The organism is Tenacibaculum halocynthiae, from assembly GCF_964512825.1.
Lineage (GTDB): Bacteria > Bacteroidota > Bacteroidia > Flavobacteriales > Flavobacteriaceae > Polaribacter > Polaribacter halocynthiae.
Genome location: NZ_CAZELG010000009.1, coordinates 105,152 through 123,001, shown reverse-complemented (window position 1 = coordinate 123,001; position 17,850 = coordinate 105,152). Strand labels below are relative to the sequence as shown.

General features: G+C 27.5%; 12 protein-coding genes. 7 read left to right on the top strand and 5 right to left on the bottom strand.

Going from position 1 to position 17,850, the window contains the following annotated elements; genetic code table 11:
• Nucleotides 1-471: 471 nt before the first annotated feature.
• Nucleotides 472-1,086, top strand: a complete 615-nt coding sequence (locus ACKTTQ_RS01205; protein ID WP_408048211.1) for a sensor histidine kinase — start codon at nt 472-474, stop codon at nt 1,084-1,086.
• The gene (locus tag ACKTTQ_RS01200) at nt 1,070-1,855 is read left to right on the top strand and encodes an ABC transporter substrate-binding protein (protein ID WP_408048210.1); all 786 of its coding nucleotides are present in this window, start codon (nt 1,070-1,072) and stop codon (nt 1,853-1,855) included. Before ACKTTQ_RS01205 ends, ACKTTQ_RS01200 begins: the two co-directional genes overlap by 17 nt.
• Here the strand turns inward: ACKTTQ_RS01200 and ACKTTQ_RS01195 are convergent.
• Together ACKTTQ_RS01195 and ACKTTQ_RS01190 are read right to left on the bottom strand one after the other, a co-directional pair.
• Nucleotides 1,838-2,035, bottom strand: coding sequence for a hypothetical protein (locus ACKTTQ_RS01195; RefSeq protein ID WP_093868956.1), 198 nt, complete (start codon nt 2,033-2,035; stop codon nt 1,838-1,840). The genes ACKTTQ_RS01200 and ACKTTQ_RS01195 overlap by 18 nt on opposite strands.
• Before the next feature lie 126 nt (nt 2,036-2,161).
• Nucleotides 2,162-4,558, bottom strand: a complete 2,397-nt coding sequence (locus ACKTTQ_RS01190; RefSeq protein WP_408048209.1) for a TonB-dependent receptor domain-containing protein — start codon at nt 4,556-4,558, stop codon at nt 2,162-2,164.
• A gap of 205 nt (nt 4,559-4,763) precedes the next feature.
• On the opposite strand from ACKTTQ_RS01190, the gene ACKTTQ_RS01185 reads away from it, so the two are divergent.
• Together ACKTTQ_RS01185 and ACKTTQ_RS01180 are read left to right on the top strand one after the other, a co-directional pair.
• Nucleotides 4,764-5,801 carry a sensor histidine kinase gene (locus ACKTTQ_RS01185; protein ID WP_408048208.1) on the top strand — a complete coding sequence of 346 codons (1,038 nt, stop codon included), beginning with the start codon at nt 4,764-4,766 and terminating at the stop codon, nt 5,799-5,801.
• Entirely contained in the window at nt 5,798-6,508 is a 711-nt protein-coding gene (locus tag ACKTTQ_RS01180) for a LytR/AlgR family response regulator transcription factor (RefSeq protein ID WP_408048207.1), read from the top strand. Before ACKTTQ_RS01185 ends, ACKTTQ_RS01180 begins: the two co-directional genes overlap by 4 nt.
• Here the strand turns inward: ACKTTQ_RS01180 and ACKTTQ_RS01175 are convergent, their stop codons facing one another.
• Entirely contained in the window at nt 6,509-7,216 is a 708-nt protein-coding gene (locus ACKTTQ_RS01175; RefSeq protein ID WP_408048206.1) for a DUF4197 domain-containing protein, read from the bottom strand. It abuts the gene before it with no gap.
• 60 nt (nt 7,217-7,276) lie between these two features.
• Complete coding sequence (locus ACKTTQ_RS01170; RefSeq protein WP_158530835.1) at nt 7,277-7,441, bottom strand: DUF5522 domain-containing protein; 165 nt, start codon at nt 7,439-7,441, stop codon at nt 7,277-7,279.
• A 109-nt stretch (nt 7,442-7,550) separates the two neighbouring features.
• Between ACKTTQ_RS01170 and ACKTTQ_RS01165 the strand changes: the two genes are divergently transcribed.
• Together ACKTTQ_RS01165 and ACKTTQ_RS01160 are read left to right on the top strand one after the other, a co-directional pair.
• Nucleotides 7,551-8,660 (top strand): phosphoenolpyruvate carboxykinase (ATP), encoded by a 1,110-nt coding sequence (locus ACKTTQ_RS01165; protein ID WP_113786606.1) that lies wholly within the window; start codon nt 7,551-7,553, stop codon nt 8,658-8,660.
• Nucleotides 8,650-9,735, top strand: a complete 1,086-nt coding sequence (locus ACKTTQ_RS01160; protein ID WP_113786605.1) for a nucleotidyltransferase family protein — start codon at nt 8,650-8,652, stop codon at nt 9,733-9,735. The genes ACKTTQ_RS01165 and ACKTTQ_RS01160 overlap by 11 nt, the downstream gene beginning before the upstream one ends.
• Here the strand turns inward: ACKTTQ_RS01160 and ACKTTQ_RS01155 are convergent.
• Nucleotides 9,727-11,079: a UDP-N-acetylmuramate--L-alanine ligase gene (locus ACKTTQ_RS01155; RefSeq protein ID WP_408048205.1), complete on the bottom strand. Its 1,353-nt coding sequence runs from the start codon at nt 11,077-11,079 to the stop codon at nt 9,727-9,729. The two genes, ACKTTQ_RS01160 and ACKTTQ_RS01155, sit on opposite strands and share 9 nt — an antisense overlap.
• Nucleotides 11,080-11,398: 319 nt before the next feature.
• On the opposite strand from ACKTTQ_RS01155, the gene ACKTTQ_RS01150 reads away from it, so the two are divergent.
• Nucleotides 11,399-17,785: an alpha-2-macroglobulin family protein gene (locus ACKTTQ_RS01150; RefSeq protein WP_408048204.1), complete on the top strand. Its 6,387-nt coding sequence runs from the start codon at nt 11,399-11,401 to the stop codon at nt 17,783-17,785.
• The last annotated feature ends 65 nt before the right edge of the window (nt 17,786-17,850 follow it).

Below are 17,850 nucleotides of genomic sequence, written 5' to 3'. Positions count from 1 at the left end.
CTAACATTATTTTTCTCAATACTCTATGCTTTTATTTCTATTCTTCATTTAGTTAAAGTTTATTACTTTAAATCTATTGGTTACAGGTATACTCAAAAAAAATGGTCTATATTAATAATTGACTCTATTTTAGACTATTTTTTGGTTATACTTTTTTTCATTGTTGTGAATAAAACAACAAAAAAGTTGCTTAACAAAAAGAAGTCATGGAAGCAAATTGCATTACTGCATATTATGCTCTCTTTTTTAATGAGTTTTATTATTGTTTTATGTATTTATTTATTTCATATTTCTAATGGAAATATCAAGCTAAATGACCTTATGTTAAAAGAGGTACTTAGATATATAATAGCCACAATAGATGTTAACGTATTAATTTATTTCTTCATCATCTCAGTTATTTACTCTTATCATTACTTAAAAAAAAATCAAAAAATAGAAAAAGAAAAATCTATTCTTGAAAGGCAACTAATGAAAACAAGGTTAAACCTAATACGATCAAACTTACAACCTCATTTTTTATTTAACACTTTAAACAGTGTTTCTTCACTGATAGATATATCTCCTAAAAAAGCGCAAGATACTATTGCTGATTTAAGCGATCTTTTTAGAGAACTGTTAGATACTAAAGAAAAACTAACAACATGCATAGAGCTTGAATTATCTACTCTAAAAAAATATATTAGTATTCTTGAAGTACGATTTGCCGATAATTTTTCTTTTAAAACCATCATACACGATACATCTATTTTAAATGCTAAAATACCTTACCTTTTACTACAACCAATTATTGAGAATTCAGTAAAGCATGGTTATTCTTACGATCATGACGATTTAAATATTATTTTAATAATTCAAAAAATAAACGACTGTATTCTTATCACTATTGAAAATGATGGAAAATCACTTCCTGATGATTTTTGTCAAGTTAAAATGAATATTGGTTTGGAAAGTACTATTGAAAGATTAAAAAGTACTTTTAATGAAAACTATTTTTTTAAAATGAATAATAATAAAGATAAGGGTGTAATAACAAGTATCAGTTTTCCGTATATTGCCGTAAAAACAGTTGATAGATCAAATTAACAGAACAGTTACATTAAAGACCACTCCTAAAAGAATTATCTCATTAGTTCCAAGTCAAACAGAACTTTTGGTTGACTTAGGTTTAGAAGATTTTATCGTTGGTATTACAAAGTTTTGTATTCACCCTAAGCACCTTAAAAAAAGCAAAACTATTGTTGGAGGCACAAAGAATATTAAAATTGACATAATCAAAGAGCTCAAACCAGATATTATTCTATGCAATAAAGAAGAGAATACTAAAGAAATAGTTCAAGAATGTGAAAAAATAGCACCAACCCATGTTTCTGATATTTTCAGTTTAGAAGACACTAAAGAGCTTATTAAACAATACGGCACTATTTTTAACAAAAAAAATGAAGCCCTTAGCCTTTTAAATAAACTAAATTTTGAAATCGGGAGCTTCAGTAGTTTTATAAAAGATAAAGATTATAAAAAAGTAGCATACTTTATTTGGAGAAAACCTTGGATGGTTTCTGGAAATAATAATTTCATTAATCATTTACTAACCCTAAATAAATTTAGTAATATTTACGTAAACAAAGATCGCTACCCTGAGGTTGATATCACTAAAATTCAAGAAGAAGGAAACCCTGATTTAATTTTATTATCCTCAGAACCTTACCCTTTTAAAGAACAGCATGCTTTTGAAATACAAGAACATATTCAACACGCAAAAATACTTTTTGTAGATGGAGAAATGTTTTCTTGGTATGGCAGTAGACTTTTAAAAGCTTTTGATTACTTCAAACAATTACACAACAGAATTTGATATTTCTTTATTCAAATATTTTACTCTATTAAGTTTTTCTAAAACTTGCATTGCTTTAAATGCTGATCTATCACTTTTACATTCATCAACATATTTATAATCATTAGCTCTTTCAACCAATTTACGATACCTTTCTTCAAGATGCCTTTTATATTTATGTAATTGATTTATTTGTAGCATTATAGTTTTTATTAAACACCTTATAAATATACATAATTTTCGTTTACCAACACCACTTTTAACACTGAAAAACAGATATTTAACACAAAAAAGCTTCAAACTAAAAATAGTCAACATCAATAGTTATCACAACCTCTTTTTTTCATCTAATAAGTCGGCCTGTTTTATAGATTTCTTTTTCCCATCTCCAAAATTATAAGTAACACTAAATGAAATTCTTCTTGTTTCCCATTTATTAGTCCAATTTGTAACTACATTACCTTGGGTTACTACAGAACTAAACAAACTCTTTTTTAGTAGATTATCACCTTTCAACTGAAACTTCCATTTATCATTCCCACTTACCTTCCTCATTCTTATAGAAATATCGTATGAAGATTTATTATTCCAATTTCCATACACTCCTCCATGATTATAAAAGCCTTCAAAAAATAATTTCCATTTATCTCTTAATGAAAACTCATTATTTATATTAACATACCAATTATACCCCTGATCATCAAACTCATAATTAACAATATCAGATTTCATTCGTGTATAACTAAAATCATTATTAAAATTAATATCCCACCACTCTTTAAACCTGATAGAAGTAGAAAAAGACAATCCTATATTGGTTGAACTAGCTATATTATCTTGAGAATTAACAGTAATATTCTCAACTGGATCATAAGCTACTTTATAATAAATAACATCTGAATTAAAATTACTATATAGTGAAACTGATGTTTTTTGTTTATGAATCCAAGAAAAGTTAAAAGCATTAGTAAACTGAGGTTGTAAATCAGGATTACCTACTGACACATTATAAGTGTCTAGATATTCATAGAACGGATTTAAATCTAAATAACGAGGTCGTTGAATTCTTTTGCTATAAGAAAATTGAAGTTTATCATTTTTTAAAACCTTATTTATACTTAAAGATGGAAACCATGAAGTATATGATTTTGTATTATTTTTATTATTTGTAATAGAAGTTGCTTTATAATTAATCGACTCTGATCTTAAACCTCCCTGTAAACTCCATTTTTCTGAACTCCATGAGACAATTCCATAACTTGAAAATATTTTCTCTTTATATAACAAATGATTACTTCTGGCTATATTTGGTTGAAAAACACCTGTAACATTTTGAATAGCATATTGATTATTATAATCATTATTTACATAACTATACTTAACACCAGTCTCAACCTTAAAACTTTCATTTAATTGATGTTCCAAATCTATTATAGCATTTAAAACATGATACCTAGTAGGGTTATTTAACCGAATTGTAAAATCGTCCTGATACTTTACCCCTCCTAATAAAAAATACTCATTTTTTGTTTGTTCAAACTTATCATTATTATAATTTGCATAATTTAACTGCATATTCAATTTAGTTGTTAAACTATCTGAGGCATAATTATAATATATATTACTTGTTAATGTCTTATCTTTTTCATTTGTGAACTCATCTAATAATGTAAACCTTAATTTCTTCCAATTTAAATACTCATTAGTCTTTCCTATAGTTTTATTATCACTATTGTAAATATTATAATTCCATGAAGTTCCAATTATTGCATTTTTATTAATACTATACTCTACCCCAAACTTTCCTGAATATGATGTTGCTTTTGGTAGCCAGTCATTCAGTTGTTCCAAAGTTTTTACCTCAGTTATAGAAGTTATTTCACGTATAATTTCTCTTTCATTTATAGAATTATTAATTGCATACCTTGTTCCAAAATTGATATTCCAATTTCCAGATTGATAATACAAATTTAATCCATTACTGTTTTTAAAATACTCCCCTCCAATAGAGCTATATAAACTTCCAGTTAAACCAATATTTTTTCCTTTTTTTAATTCAATATTAATAATTCCAGCTGTTCCAGAAGCGTCATAACGTGCCGAAGGGTTCACTATTATCTCTATTTTTTTTAAATTCTCACCCCCTAAAGTTTTTAAATATTGATTCAATGCTTCTCCTGAAAGTAGTGAGCGTTTTCCGTTAATCATCACTTGCAAATTTCCATTTCCTCTAAAGACAATATTTTCATCTTTATCTAATCGCATTCCTGGAAGTTTACTTATCGTTTCTAAACCATTGTTACCTTCTCCAATTCCTGCTAGTTCAACATTATAAATTAACTTATCTCCTTTTAACTTTATAAGTTTCTTTTTTTGAAAAATCTCAACCTCATCCAATTCTTCTATATTTTCAATCAATACTATGTTTTTAATTGTGTTTTCCACAACTATAAAATGATCTGATGTATAACTCTTATATCCTAATAAATCTGCTTTTATGTACACTTTTGCTTCTTTTTTAATTGAAATTTTATAGTTCCCTACTTCATCAGAATAAGAATGTGTTATTAATTTATTAGTATTGGCATCAAAAACTGTAATTGCTACATAACCCAAATTTGTTATTACTGAAGAAGAAGTAACTGTTCCTTTTAACTCAATTTTAATTTGCCCAAAGGTTAAAAATGATTGCAACCATAAAAAAGTAATAAAAAGTAATCTCATAATATCATTATTTTTTGATACTACAACATTACATTATATGACTAAACTCTTATTTTTTATTACACCAACATCTAGTTTTACTACATAAACAATAGTAAATTTATTAGTTATATTTTAGTTGTATAAAAATATGCTTTTGTATAAAAAAAGCTAAGGATTGTCCTATTTTTAAAATAACTATTATTTATCAATGTATTTTTGATTTATGAAATTAACTAAAGAATTAAAATACAATTTACTTATTGTTTTCACATTAGTAGTGATGGATTTATTATGGAATGAGATAACACAAAACAATTCATCAAAGCACCAATTTAAACATCCTTATTACTTTCTTCATTTCACTTCAAACTTTTGTTTTTACGGTATTTATGTTCTTAATTATTTAGTTTTTGCTCCTCGGTTTTTAGTCAAAAAAAGACTTCTTTTTTATGGATCTTCTTTTCTAGCAATGATTTTATTATTTGCTGGAACTCGATACGTTTTAGAAGAAATTATTTTCTTTAATATTACCGGATTACATAATTACAATATTGAAAACCCTAACCTAGTTACTACTTATTTGTTTGATTCTTTTTATTATACATTTCGTTTCTGTTTATATAGTAGTGTTGTGTATTTATTGTTTAGATATATTGAAAACAAAGAGCAATTACATAAATTAAATTTAGAACATCAAAAAGCACAACTAACTACTTTAAAAGCACAGATAAGTCCTCATTTTTTATTTAACACCTTAAATAATTTTTATATAGAATTATATGACGAAAAACCAGACACTGCTGAAGATATTTTAAAACTCTCTGAGTTATTACGCTTTGTTACCTATGAAACTTCAGATGATTTCATGCTTTTAAAAAAAGAACTTAAATTTATTAAAGATTATTTATACTTTTTTAAACGTAGATATGAAGACAACTTTCATGTACATTTGAGTATTAATGGAGTTATAGAAAACCAACGGATTCCTTCCTTAATTTTAATTCATTTTATTGAAAACGTTTGCAAACACGGAATCATAAACGACAACAAACGTCCTGCCAAAATAAAAATTAATATAACAAGTAATGAATTAGAAATAATTACAGAAAATTACATTAACTCTTCAGAAAAATATATGGGCGCTGGTATTGGGTCAAAAAACATTCAGAAAAGACTAAATGTTCTTTTTAAAGATACATATTCCTTAAATTATCAACAAAAAGAACCTATTTTTAAAGCATTTTTAAAACTACCTTTATGAGTAAACTGTTAACCTGTATTATTGTTGACGATGAACCACCTGCTATTCGCTTATTGGAAAAATACGTAACCAAAATTTCTTTTTTAGAATTAAGAGCAACCTATACGAATCCTTTAGAAGCTTTACTAAGTTTAGAAAAAGGAGATATTGATTTAGTTTTTTTAGACATTCAAATGCCAGAGATATCAGGTATTCAATTATCTAAAATAATCAATCAAAAAACAAAAGTGATTTTTACAACAGCATACCCACAGTTTGCTATAGATAGTTATGAAGTTGCTGCTATTGATTATTTATTAAAACCTATTGATTTCGAGCGTTTTTACAAAGCTGTTTTAAAAATTCTAAAAAAAGAAACCATTGTAAAAAACAGTTATCAAAAAGATGATTTCTTCTTCTTTAAAACTGACGGTAAAAATAAATTTTCAAAAGTATTTTTAAATGACATTTTATACGTAGAAGGATTAAAAAACTATGTTTCTATTTATCTAAAAGATGAACGAATTATTACCTACAGTACATTAAAACATATTAATGAAAATTTACCTTCATCTAATTTTATCCAAATTCATAAATCATACATTATTTCAATAAAGCATATTAATAAAATAGATAATGATGTAGTTTGGATACACAAAAAAGAGCTTCCAATAGGTAACACCTATAAAAAACTCTTTTTTGAAAAAATAGCTAATAATCAACTATAATTAACTTCTATCTTGTAATGCAAAAACTCTTCTAAGTAAATCAGTATTTCGTAATCCAACTTTTTGACGAATTCCTTTTTCTTCAACCGCTATCATTTGAAAAACTCCTTTTAAGGCCTCTGTTGTTACATAATCAGTTAAATCTGGATTAACTCTTTTCACAAATGGAATACTATTATATTTTGATATTAAATTTTTCCAAACTTTATCAGCTCCCACTTTTCCAAATGAACTCTTAATTACGGGGTTAAACTTACCATATAAAGTTGTTTTAGTTTTTCCTTCTAAATATGAAGTTGCAGCATTTTGCTCTCCTAATAAAATGTTTTTAGCATCATTAAAGGTAATTTCTTTAACTGCATTTACAAAAATAGGTGTTGCAGTTTTTACCGCATCTTCTGCAGCTCTATTTAAAACCTTAATTCCTTCGTCTGCAATATTACTTAGACCAATTTTACGCAAAGCTTTATCTACGCCTTGTAGCTCTTTTGGTAACAAAATTTTCACTAATTGATTTCTATAAAACCCATCTTTAGATGTTAATTTAGATACTTGGTGTTTAATTCCATTATCTAATGCTTGACGAAGTCCACTACCTATTTGACCTTGAGATAAAATTCCTTTATTAGGTATTTGATTTACTACTTTTTGTAACTCAGCACAACCAATAAACTGGATAGCTATGAATACTATTAATATTTTTTTCATTTTTTATATTTTTATTAAACTCTTTTTATTTTAGAAACAATTACTCAATTATCGTCACTTTTATTTAAAACTATCTGTTTTTTTATCATATCCATACGGACAATGTTTGCATCCACTTTTACAGCAATATCCTCTTTTTAAATGATATTTTTCTGTAAAAACTTTATATCCCTGTTCATTTAGATAAAAATCTTCTTTTTCTAACTCTACTCGTTGTCTATACATACTGCAAAAGTACCAATCAATTTTTAAAAGTAACAAAGTTTATACCAGAACTATAATAAGATATATAAATATCGCTCTTTAAAAATTGGTTTTATTATTTTTACACGATATGATTTTAACAAAGAAAATTGAAGGTAAAAGTATTGTTTGGTTATCGCATAACAATCAATATATTGTTGTTGAAAATATTGTTGCAGACACACTTAATCTATTAAATAAAAAAACTCCTATAAAAGAAATTTTCACTACTTTATATAAGTCAATAAACATACCTTATGATGAAGCTTCTGGTTTTATAACTGATATAAAAAAACTCTTAAAAGAAAAGATTGCAGAGGAAGAAACATTTTCTAGTCATAGCATTCCTAGTACTTTTCATATTAGAAAATACTATAAAATAAATTCTAGCATATTTTTTATTGAATTCTTAAGTGATTATAGCTTCTCGTTAATCCATCCTAAGTTTGCACATTTAGAAGTCGATTCTCAAAATAAAATAGACTACCATTATAAAGTTTTTACTTCCAACGATAATATTCATTTTTACATTGACAATATTCTAATTGGCTCATGGAAAACATCCGAGAGCCACTATTTTCAAGGAAAATTCTCAATGAAAATTATTGAGCATACTCATAAGGAAAGAGAAGACAATTGGATGGGTATTTTTCATGCTTCTGCTGTAAGTAACGGAGAAAAAGCAATTCTTTTTTTGGGTGATTCTGGCAATGGAAAAAGTACTTCTTTAGCATTGTTACAAGCTAATGGCTTTTCATGTTTAGCTGATGACTTTGTGCCAATACTTTCTGAAAATAAAGAAGTTTATAGTTTTTCTTCTGCTATTTCAATAAAAAAGAATAGTTTACCTGTTCTTTTACCAATTTACCCTGAGTTAGAAACTTCAGCTGAATACCATTTTAAAGCTTTAAACAAAATAGTACGGTATCTTCCTCCAAAAAACTCTGGATCTAAACAACATCAGCCTTGTAAAACATTAGTTTTTATTAAATATAAAGCTGAAAGTGATTTAAAAATTACTGAAATTTCAAAACTTGATGCTTTTCAGCAATTAGTACCAGATTCGTGGCTTTCTGCAAGAACTGAAAATGCGACTTCTTTTTTAGATTGGTTTGACAACTTATCCTGTTATAAACTTACGTATTCTGATAATGAAAAAATGATTACAACCGTAAAAAAACTATTTACTGATGACTTATAAAGAAACACTTTTTTTTGTTGGTAAATGTTTAACTATAACCCATGAAGAAGAAAATCGAAAAATAGTTGAACAAAAAATAATTGACAAGACTGTTGATTGGGATAGTGTAGTTAAATTAAGCACTGGTCATTATGTATTTCCTGCCTTATATTGTAATTTAAAACGTGCTGGCTTTTTACATCATCTTCCTAATGATTTGGTTGGATACATGGAGTACATAACCAATCTTAACCGTGAAAGAAATCAACAAATTATTGAACAAGCAAAAGAAATCAACGAATTACTTTTAACCAATAATATTACTCCGATTTTTTTAAAAGGAACTGGTAACTTATTAGAAGGACTCTATGAAGACATTTCAGAAAGAATGGTTGGAGATATTGATTTTATAATTTCTCCAAAAGAATATGAAAAAACCATAAGTATTCTACATCAAAACAATTACTCTCCCGTGGTAGAATTGAAATATGATTTCCCTTCATTTAAACATTACCCAAGAATACAACATCCAAATAAAATTGCTGGAGTAGAAATACATAAACAAATGGTTATTAAGGATTATTCAAATGAATTTAATTACAATTACATTAAAAATAAAATACAACAAATTGGTAATGTGAATGTATTAAGTTACTCTGATCAACTTTGTTTATCTATAATTGCTAAACAAATAAATGATGATGGTTTATTCTTTAATGATATAGCCTTAAGAAACGCTTATGATGTTTTCTTGTTATCTAAAAAAACAATAGCAAAAAACTCTTTTAATAAATTTAAAAAACTCAAAAGTCCTTTAAATACTTTTTTAGCTCTTTGCTATGTATCATTTGGGAATATCAACTCTTTAGATTTTCATACTAATAAACATACACAATATTGCATAAATTTATTCTTGAAAATATTAAACGACAATAACTACAGACAAAAACACTATGCCAAGCAAAAAAAATCTAGATACTTTAAATCTAGATTTAAAATATTTTATCAATCTATTTATGATAACAAAATAAGATTTTGGCTATTTAAAAGACTTACAGATAAAGAGTTTAAAAAACAACTAAAAAATTTAGATTAATTGCCTAACCTCTTCAAAATCCAACCCTCCATAATTCCCCGAACTCATTAATAAAAGCGCTGTATCTTTTAAATTTTTGGCAAATAAGAATTCTTTAAATTCTTGTGGGTTTGTATAAATTAGTAAATCATCTCGTTCAAAAGCTTTAGCTATTTGCTCTTCAGAAACCTCTTCTAATTGCTTAATTTTAACAGCATCTGGAGAATAAAAAACTACTGCTTTATCTGCATTAGATAAAGCTCCTTTATACTCTGCTAAAAACTCAGCATTTAAACTACTATAGGTATGCAATTCTAAACAAGCTAATAAAGTTCTATTAGCATATTGGTTTTTAACAGCTGTGGTAGTAGCTTGAACTTTACTTGGACTATGGGCAAAATCTTTAAATATAACTGTACTATCACTTTCAGTAACTTTCTCTAATCTTTTATTTGCCCCTTTAAAACTGGCTATAGCCTCATAAAAATCATCTTCATCAATTCCCATGTGCTGACATATCCATTTAGCTCCAGCTAAATTTTGCAAATTATGTTCTCCAAATATTTCTAAAGGCATTAAACCATCAGGAGTGTCAATAAATGTAATTCCGTTTTCAATACTATGATTTGGAGTGTTATATGAGTATTTTTTTATAGCATGTTCAGATGCTTCAACAACATCTTTTACAGTAGTATCTTCTTCATTATATACCATAATCCCTCCATTTGTTAGAGAGTTTGTAAAAATCGAAAATTGCTCTACATAGTTTTCAAATGTTGGAAATACATTAATATGATCCCATGCAATACCACTTAATAAGGCTATGTTTGGTTTGTATAAATGAAATTTAGGACGCATATCAATTGGAGAACTTAAATATTCATCTCCTTCTAAAACAATAAATTCATTTTCCTCTGTTAAATGTACCATTGTTTCAAAGCCATCTAATTGAGCACCTACCATATAATCTACTTCTTTTTCATGATAATTTAAAACATGCAAAATCATTGAAGTTATAGTAGTTTTTCCATGTGAACCTCCAATAACTACACGTGTTTTATGTTTAGATTGTTCATATAAAAATTCAGGATATGAATATATCTTCACCCCAAGCTTTTGGGCTTTTAATAATTCAGGGTTATCTTTTTTAGCATGCATTCCTAAAATAACAACATCTAATGTTTCAGTTATTTTCTCAGTAAACCATCCAAACTCTTCTGGTAATAACCCATATTTGGCTAATCTAGATTTAGAAGGATCATGAATTGTATCATCACTTCCTGTTACTTGATATCCTTTTTTGCTTAAAGCAATTGCTAAATTATGCATTGCACTTCCTCCAATAGCTATAAAATGTACTCTCATTTAAAACTCCTAAATTTTCTGTAAAGATAATGAAGTATAACAGCTTACAAAAAACACTTTAATTGTTATTGAAAAGAATATTTTTTTCCATAAAAACAAAGTCAAAAATTCAAATGGCTCGTTTTTTGTTTTATACAAAAAACCTATATAGATTTCATTATCTTTAACCAATAACTAAATGAAAAGTAACGTTTACACCATAAAAATACCAATTCACATATTTTAGGTTGATTGAACAACAAAAAAATACGTGCTTTACTAAAATTTAAGTTATTAAAATTGATAATTAATACTATCAATTGACTAAAAATGAATTAAAATGAAAAAAACAATCCTTCTTTCACTAATGATATTTCTATTTTCTACAACAATTAAAGCTCAGCAAAACTATCAAAGTTTATGGGATAAGGTTCATAAATTTGAAATTGATAACCTTCCAAAATCTGCTTCAAAAATTGTTGATGAAATTTATGAAAAGGCAAAGAAAAATAATAATTCACCTCAACTAGTAAAAACACTTTTTTATAAAAGTAAATTTTCTTTAATACTAGAAGAAGATGCTCAATTAAAAATTATTGATCAATTTAAAGAACACATAGTAACTAATGAATTCCCAACGAAAAATGTATTAGAAAATATACTAGCAAACTTATATTGGCAATTTTTTAATCAAAATAGATGGAAGTTTTATAACAGAACACAAACTCAAAATAAAGTTGATTCAACTGATTTTAGAACATGGGATTTAAATACATTATTTAACGAAATACATAAATATTATAAAGCTTCATTAGCTGACAAAAACCAACTTCAAAAAATTAACATTCAGAGTTTTTCTGATATTTTACGTACTACTAAAGACACAAAAAAATACCATCCAACTTTATTCGACTTCTTGGCACAAAACTCTTTAGATTTTTATAAAACTACTGAAACAAATATTACAAAACCTTCTTATCAATTTAAGCTAAACAATCCTAATTTATTAAGTGACTTTAATAGCTTTATTTCAATTAACCTAACAACTAAAGACACGACATCCTTACAGTTTAATGCCTTAAAGATATATCAAGATTTACTTCAATTTCATGTACAAAATAAAAATTTAGAAGCCTTAGTAACTACAGATTTACAACGTTTAGCTTTTGTAAAGCAACATGGTATTTTTAAAAACAAAGAAAATTTATATTTACAGGCTTTAGAAGCTTCAAAAAATCGTTACAAAACAGATGAAATTTCGGGATTATATTCGTTTGAAATTGCAAAAGTTTATACAGAATTAGCAAACACCTACCAACCAAACAAGGTTGAAAATAAACATCGTTTTAAAAACAAAGAAGCGTTGGCTATTTGTAATAAAACAATACTTCAATTTCCTGAAAGTGATGGCGCAAAAAAATGTGAAAGCTTAAAACAACAAATTCTTACTAAATCATTGAGCATTATTACTGAAAAAAATATTCCAATAAATCATTTTTCAAAAGTATTAGTTACTTATAAAAATAGTGCTGAATTATATTTTTCTATTTATAAAATTACTGCCGCTCAAATTTTGGAACTGGAAAAAATTTATAATGAAAAAAAACAAATTGAATTTATCAAAAAACTTGATAAAACAACTTCTTGGTACTCGGAATTAAAAGATGAACAAGACTATCAACAACACTCTACTGAAGTTAGTATTCCAAAACTTTCTGGTGGAAATCATTTAATTCTTGCGACTACTAAAAAAGAATTATCTAATAAAACTACAGTAGCTTTTTCTTATGTACAAGCAACAAATATTGCTTTTATAAACAATAACGAACAAAGTAACAATTATCAAGTTGTTAATAGAAACACTGGAAAACCAATAGTAAATGCCAAAGTTCATTTTACTAATACTACAAGAAATCACTACGACAAAAAACTAGATAACCATTTTGTAACAAACGAAAATGGAGAGTTTACCTTTATTCCAAATAAACAATATTACCCTAATGTAAATGCCAATATTACCTATAAAGATGAAAATGTAAATTTTGGTAAATTTTATATAAATCCGAGATATAAAAATAATAATTCAACATCTAGAGTTCATACAGAAACATTTCTTTTTACTGATAGAAGTATATACAGACCAGGGCAAACAGTTCACTTTAAAGGTATTGCTATGGAAACTTTTAAAAAGAAAGCTTCCGTAAAAATTAATGAAACAGTTGCAATTACTCTTAAAGACGTAAACCATCAAGTATTAAAAGAAATTGAACTACAAACCAATGAATTTGGATCTTTTTCATCAAAATTTGTGTTACCTAACCAAGGTTTAACCGGTCAATTTCTTATTGAAACATCTATTGGTCGTTATAAAAACTACACGTATTTTTCTGTAGAAGAATACAAACGTCCAAAATTTGAAACTGTCTTTAAACCTATTTCTAGCACTATTAAAATAAACGATTCTATAACTGTAAACGGATTTGCTAAAGCTTTTTCCGGAGTTAATATTACAGATGCTAAAGTTATATATCGCGTTCATAGAAAAGTACAATATCCTAGGTGGTGGTATTGGTATAGACCATATTTCACTTCACAACCTCAAGAAATTACTCAAGGTGAAGGCATCACAGATTCATCTGGTAATTTTTCTATACAGTTCAAAGCGATGCCTGATGAAAATATTGCTAAAAAAGATTTACCTATTTTTATTTACGAAATTTCTGCTGATGTAACTGATATTAACGGTGAAACTCGAAGTGCAACTACTGAAGTAAAAGTTGGTTATCATGCCTTAGTAGCTGATATTGAAAGCCCTGAAAACCTAGATAAAACAAAGAACAGTCACTTACTAAAAATTAGCACTAAAAATTTAAATGACGAATTTGTAGCTAGCACAGGAACCTTAAAAATTTATAAACTACAAGCTCCTAATCGTATTTTACGCAAACGCCCTTGGACAGCTCCTGATTACCAAACGATACCTAAAAAAGAGTTTGAAAATAAGTTTCCAAATGATGCTTACACAAATGAAGATAATTCTATTAATTGGAAAAAAGGAACTCTAGTTTTTAATACAAAGTTTAATACCGAAAATCATAAAGAAATAGCTTTAAACAGTATACGAAATTGGGAATCTGGCAAATATGTAATTATTTTAGATACCCAAGATAAATTTGGACAAAAGGTAACTGCTAAAGAGTTTGTTTCTGTTTTCTCTAAATTAGACAAACTACCTGCCGATACTAAATTAGTGCAAGTAACAACTAATAAGGCTTCATTCAATGTAGGAGATAAAGCTGAAATAACGATAAGCTCTAATTCAAGAGATATCACATTAATGCTCCTTATAGAAAAACAACATAAAACAGTAGAAAGAAAATATATTCATTTAACTAAAAATCATACTAAAATATCTATCCCAGTAACTAAAGATGACATAGGTGGATTTGGGGTAAAATGGTATTTTGTTAATTATAATGCTTTTGAAAAAGGAAATTTGTTAGTTAGTGTTCCTTATCCTAAAACAGATTTAGAAATTAGTACAAAAACATTTAGAGACAAACTACAACCTGGACAAAAACAAACATGGAGTTTCACTATCAAAGGGACTAAAAAAGATGTAGTAGCTGCTGAACTTTTAACAGGAATGTATGACGCTTCTTTAGATGCTTTTAAACCACACAAATGGAACTTCTCTCCTATTAAAAAACCAATATATTCTATATACAATAACTCTGAAGCAACTATAAGTTTTGGTAATAATTATTTTAGAGTTCAGAATTTAAACGATAATACGAATAGGTATTACAACAACTACCAAAGAAGAAATGTTCAATACAATTGGTTTGGTTTTAGTTTTATTAATGATAACTGGGTTAACACTCAATATTTAAAAAGACTAACTTTTCAAAGAACCAAATTTGATGGAACTATATCTGGTGTAGTTCAGGATGAAAGTGGTCCGCTTCCTGGCGTAACTGTATTAATAAAAGGAACCACATATGGAACAGAAACAGATTTTGATGGTAATTTTTCTTTAAATGCTAATAAAGGAGATGTACTTGTTTATAGTTTTGTAGGTATGAAAACGATTGAAAAAGCTGTAGGTGATTTTTCTAATATTATTATTTTAATGGAAAATGATAATGTCTTAGATGAAGTTGTTACTACTGCCTATGGAATTTCTGCTCCAAGAAGAAAAATGAGTAGAATGGCTGGAGGCGTCCCTGGAGTTAGTGCAAATCTTGCAGAAGTTGAAGAAAGTGCTGTTTTAGATGAAGGATGGTCTCCTAAAAACTCAACTAAAAATTATAAAGTTGGTAGTCAAACTAAAAATACAAAAACCTCTTTAAAGGGGATTCAAATACGTAAAAACTTACAAGAAACAGCATTTTTCTATCCACATTTAACAACAGATAAAAACGGAAATATTTCTTTTAATTTTACAGCACCTGAAGCATTAACTAAATGGAAGTTACAATTATTAGCTCATACGAAAGAATTACATGCTGCTACTAAAACATTAGAAACTGTTACTCAAAAAGAGCTGATGGTTACACCAAACGCTCCTCGTTTTTTACGCCATGGAGATAAAATAACATTAAGCTCAAAAATATCAAATCTTACTAGTAAAAACGTAACAGGAATTGCTCAACTTATACTAACCAATCCTGTAACTGGAAAAGAAATCGATTTATTAAATAATACTACAAAAACTCAATCTTTTTCGATTGATAAAAACGGGAACACCACTGTTTCTTGGAATTTAACCATTCCTGAAACTATTGATGCTGTTCAATATAAAGTTTTTGCAAAAGCAGGTGATTTTTCTGATGGAGAACAAAATGCTTTACCTATATTATCAAATAGAATGTTAGTTACTGAAACCTTACCTATGTGGGTACGAGGTAATCAATCAAAAACATTTACCCTCGATAAACTTATAAATAATACCTCATCAACTTTAAAAAACCATAAATTAACGGTAGAAGTTACCTCTAACCCTGCTTGGTATGCTGTACAAGCTTTACCATACTTAATGGAATACCCTCATGAATGTAGTGAACAAACTTTTGCTCGTTATTATGCTAATACACTTGCTAGTCATATCGCAAACTCAAATCCAAGAATACAAGAAGTTTTTAATCAATGGAAATCATCAGAAGCTTTAGTTAGTAACTTAGAGAAAAATCAAGAGTTAAAATCATTAATAATTCAGGAAACTCCTTGGTTACGTGATGCACAATCAGAAACCGAACAAAAAAAGAGAATTGCGCTTTTATTTGACTTAAATAAATTGAGTAATGAAGAACAATCATCCATAAACAAGTTGAAAAATATGCAACTACCCAATGGAGGTTTTCCTTGGTTTAAAGGTAGTATGTATCCAAACAGATATATTACACAACATATTGCTAGTGGTTTTGGTCATTTAAAAAAATTAGGCGTTACAAGTTTTAATAAAGATGTAAATACCATACTTCATAAAGCCATTAAATTTTTAGATCTTGAAATTACTGATGATTATAAGAAACTGCTTAGAGAAGCAGACAAAATAAAACAAAAAAGTGGCGCTGAAAAAGCAGAAAAATTTCTAGCAAAGCAACATATAGGTTATTTTGAATTACAGTATTTATACATGCGTAGTTTTTATTCTGATATACCTGTTATTGATAAAGCTAGTCAAGCAATTGAATATTATAGAAATCAATCTGCCACTTACTGGAATGAATTCAATTTATATAGTAAAGGATTAATTGCTTTAATTCAACATAGAAATGGAGACAAAAAGATTGCCTCTAAAGTTTTAAATTCATTAAAAGAAAATAGTATCACCTCAGAAGAACTAGGTATGTATTGGAAAAACAACAAGCCTAGCTGGTATTGGTACCAAGCTCCTATTGAAACACAAGCTTTATTAATTGAAGCTTTTGCTGAAGTTGAAAACGATACAAAAACAGTAGATAACTTAAAAATATGGTTGTTAAAAAACAAGCAAGTTAGCCAATGGAAAACAACTAAAGCAACTACTGAAGCTGTTTATGCACTATTATTACAAGGTAGTGATTGGATATCTGTAACCGATTTAGTAGATCTTAAAATTGGTGATAAAAAAATTGACCCAACCAAAATTCCATCTGTAAAAGTTGAAGCTGGTACTGGGTACTTTAAAACCTCTTGGAACGGCAATGAAATTACTCCTAATATGGGAGAAGTTTCTATTAGCACAAAAGGAAAATCAATTGCTTGGGGTGGTTTGTATTGGCAATATTTTGAAGATTTAGATAAAATAACCTCTGCAAAAACACCTTTACAATTAAAGAAAAAACTATTTAAGAAGGTAAATTCTGATACTGGTAAAAAGTTAATTGAAGTTACTGACAATTCGTTGTTAAAAGTAGGAGATTTACTAACGGTACGTATAGAATTACGTTCAGATAGAAATATGGAGTTCATTCATATGAAAGATATGAGAGCTAGTGGCGTAGAACCAATAAACGTTCTTTCTAAATACAAATGGCAAGATGGCTTAGGTTATTATGAAAGTACAAAAGACGCTTCAACAAATTTCTTTTTTGATCGTTTACCCAAAGGCGTATATGTGTTTGAATATGATGTAAGAATTAATAATGCAGGAGATTTTAGTAATGGAATTACAACCATACAAAATATGTACGCTCCTGAATTTAGCAGTCATTCTAAAGGAATACGAATTCGTGTAGAATAATATTTTTACCTTTATAAAACAATACTCAATATAACTGAAACACCTCTTGACAATTTAAAGTCAAG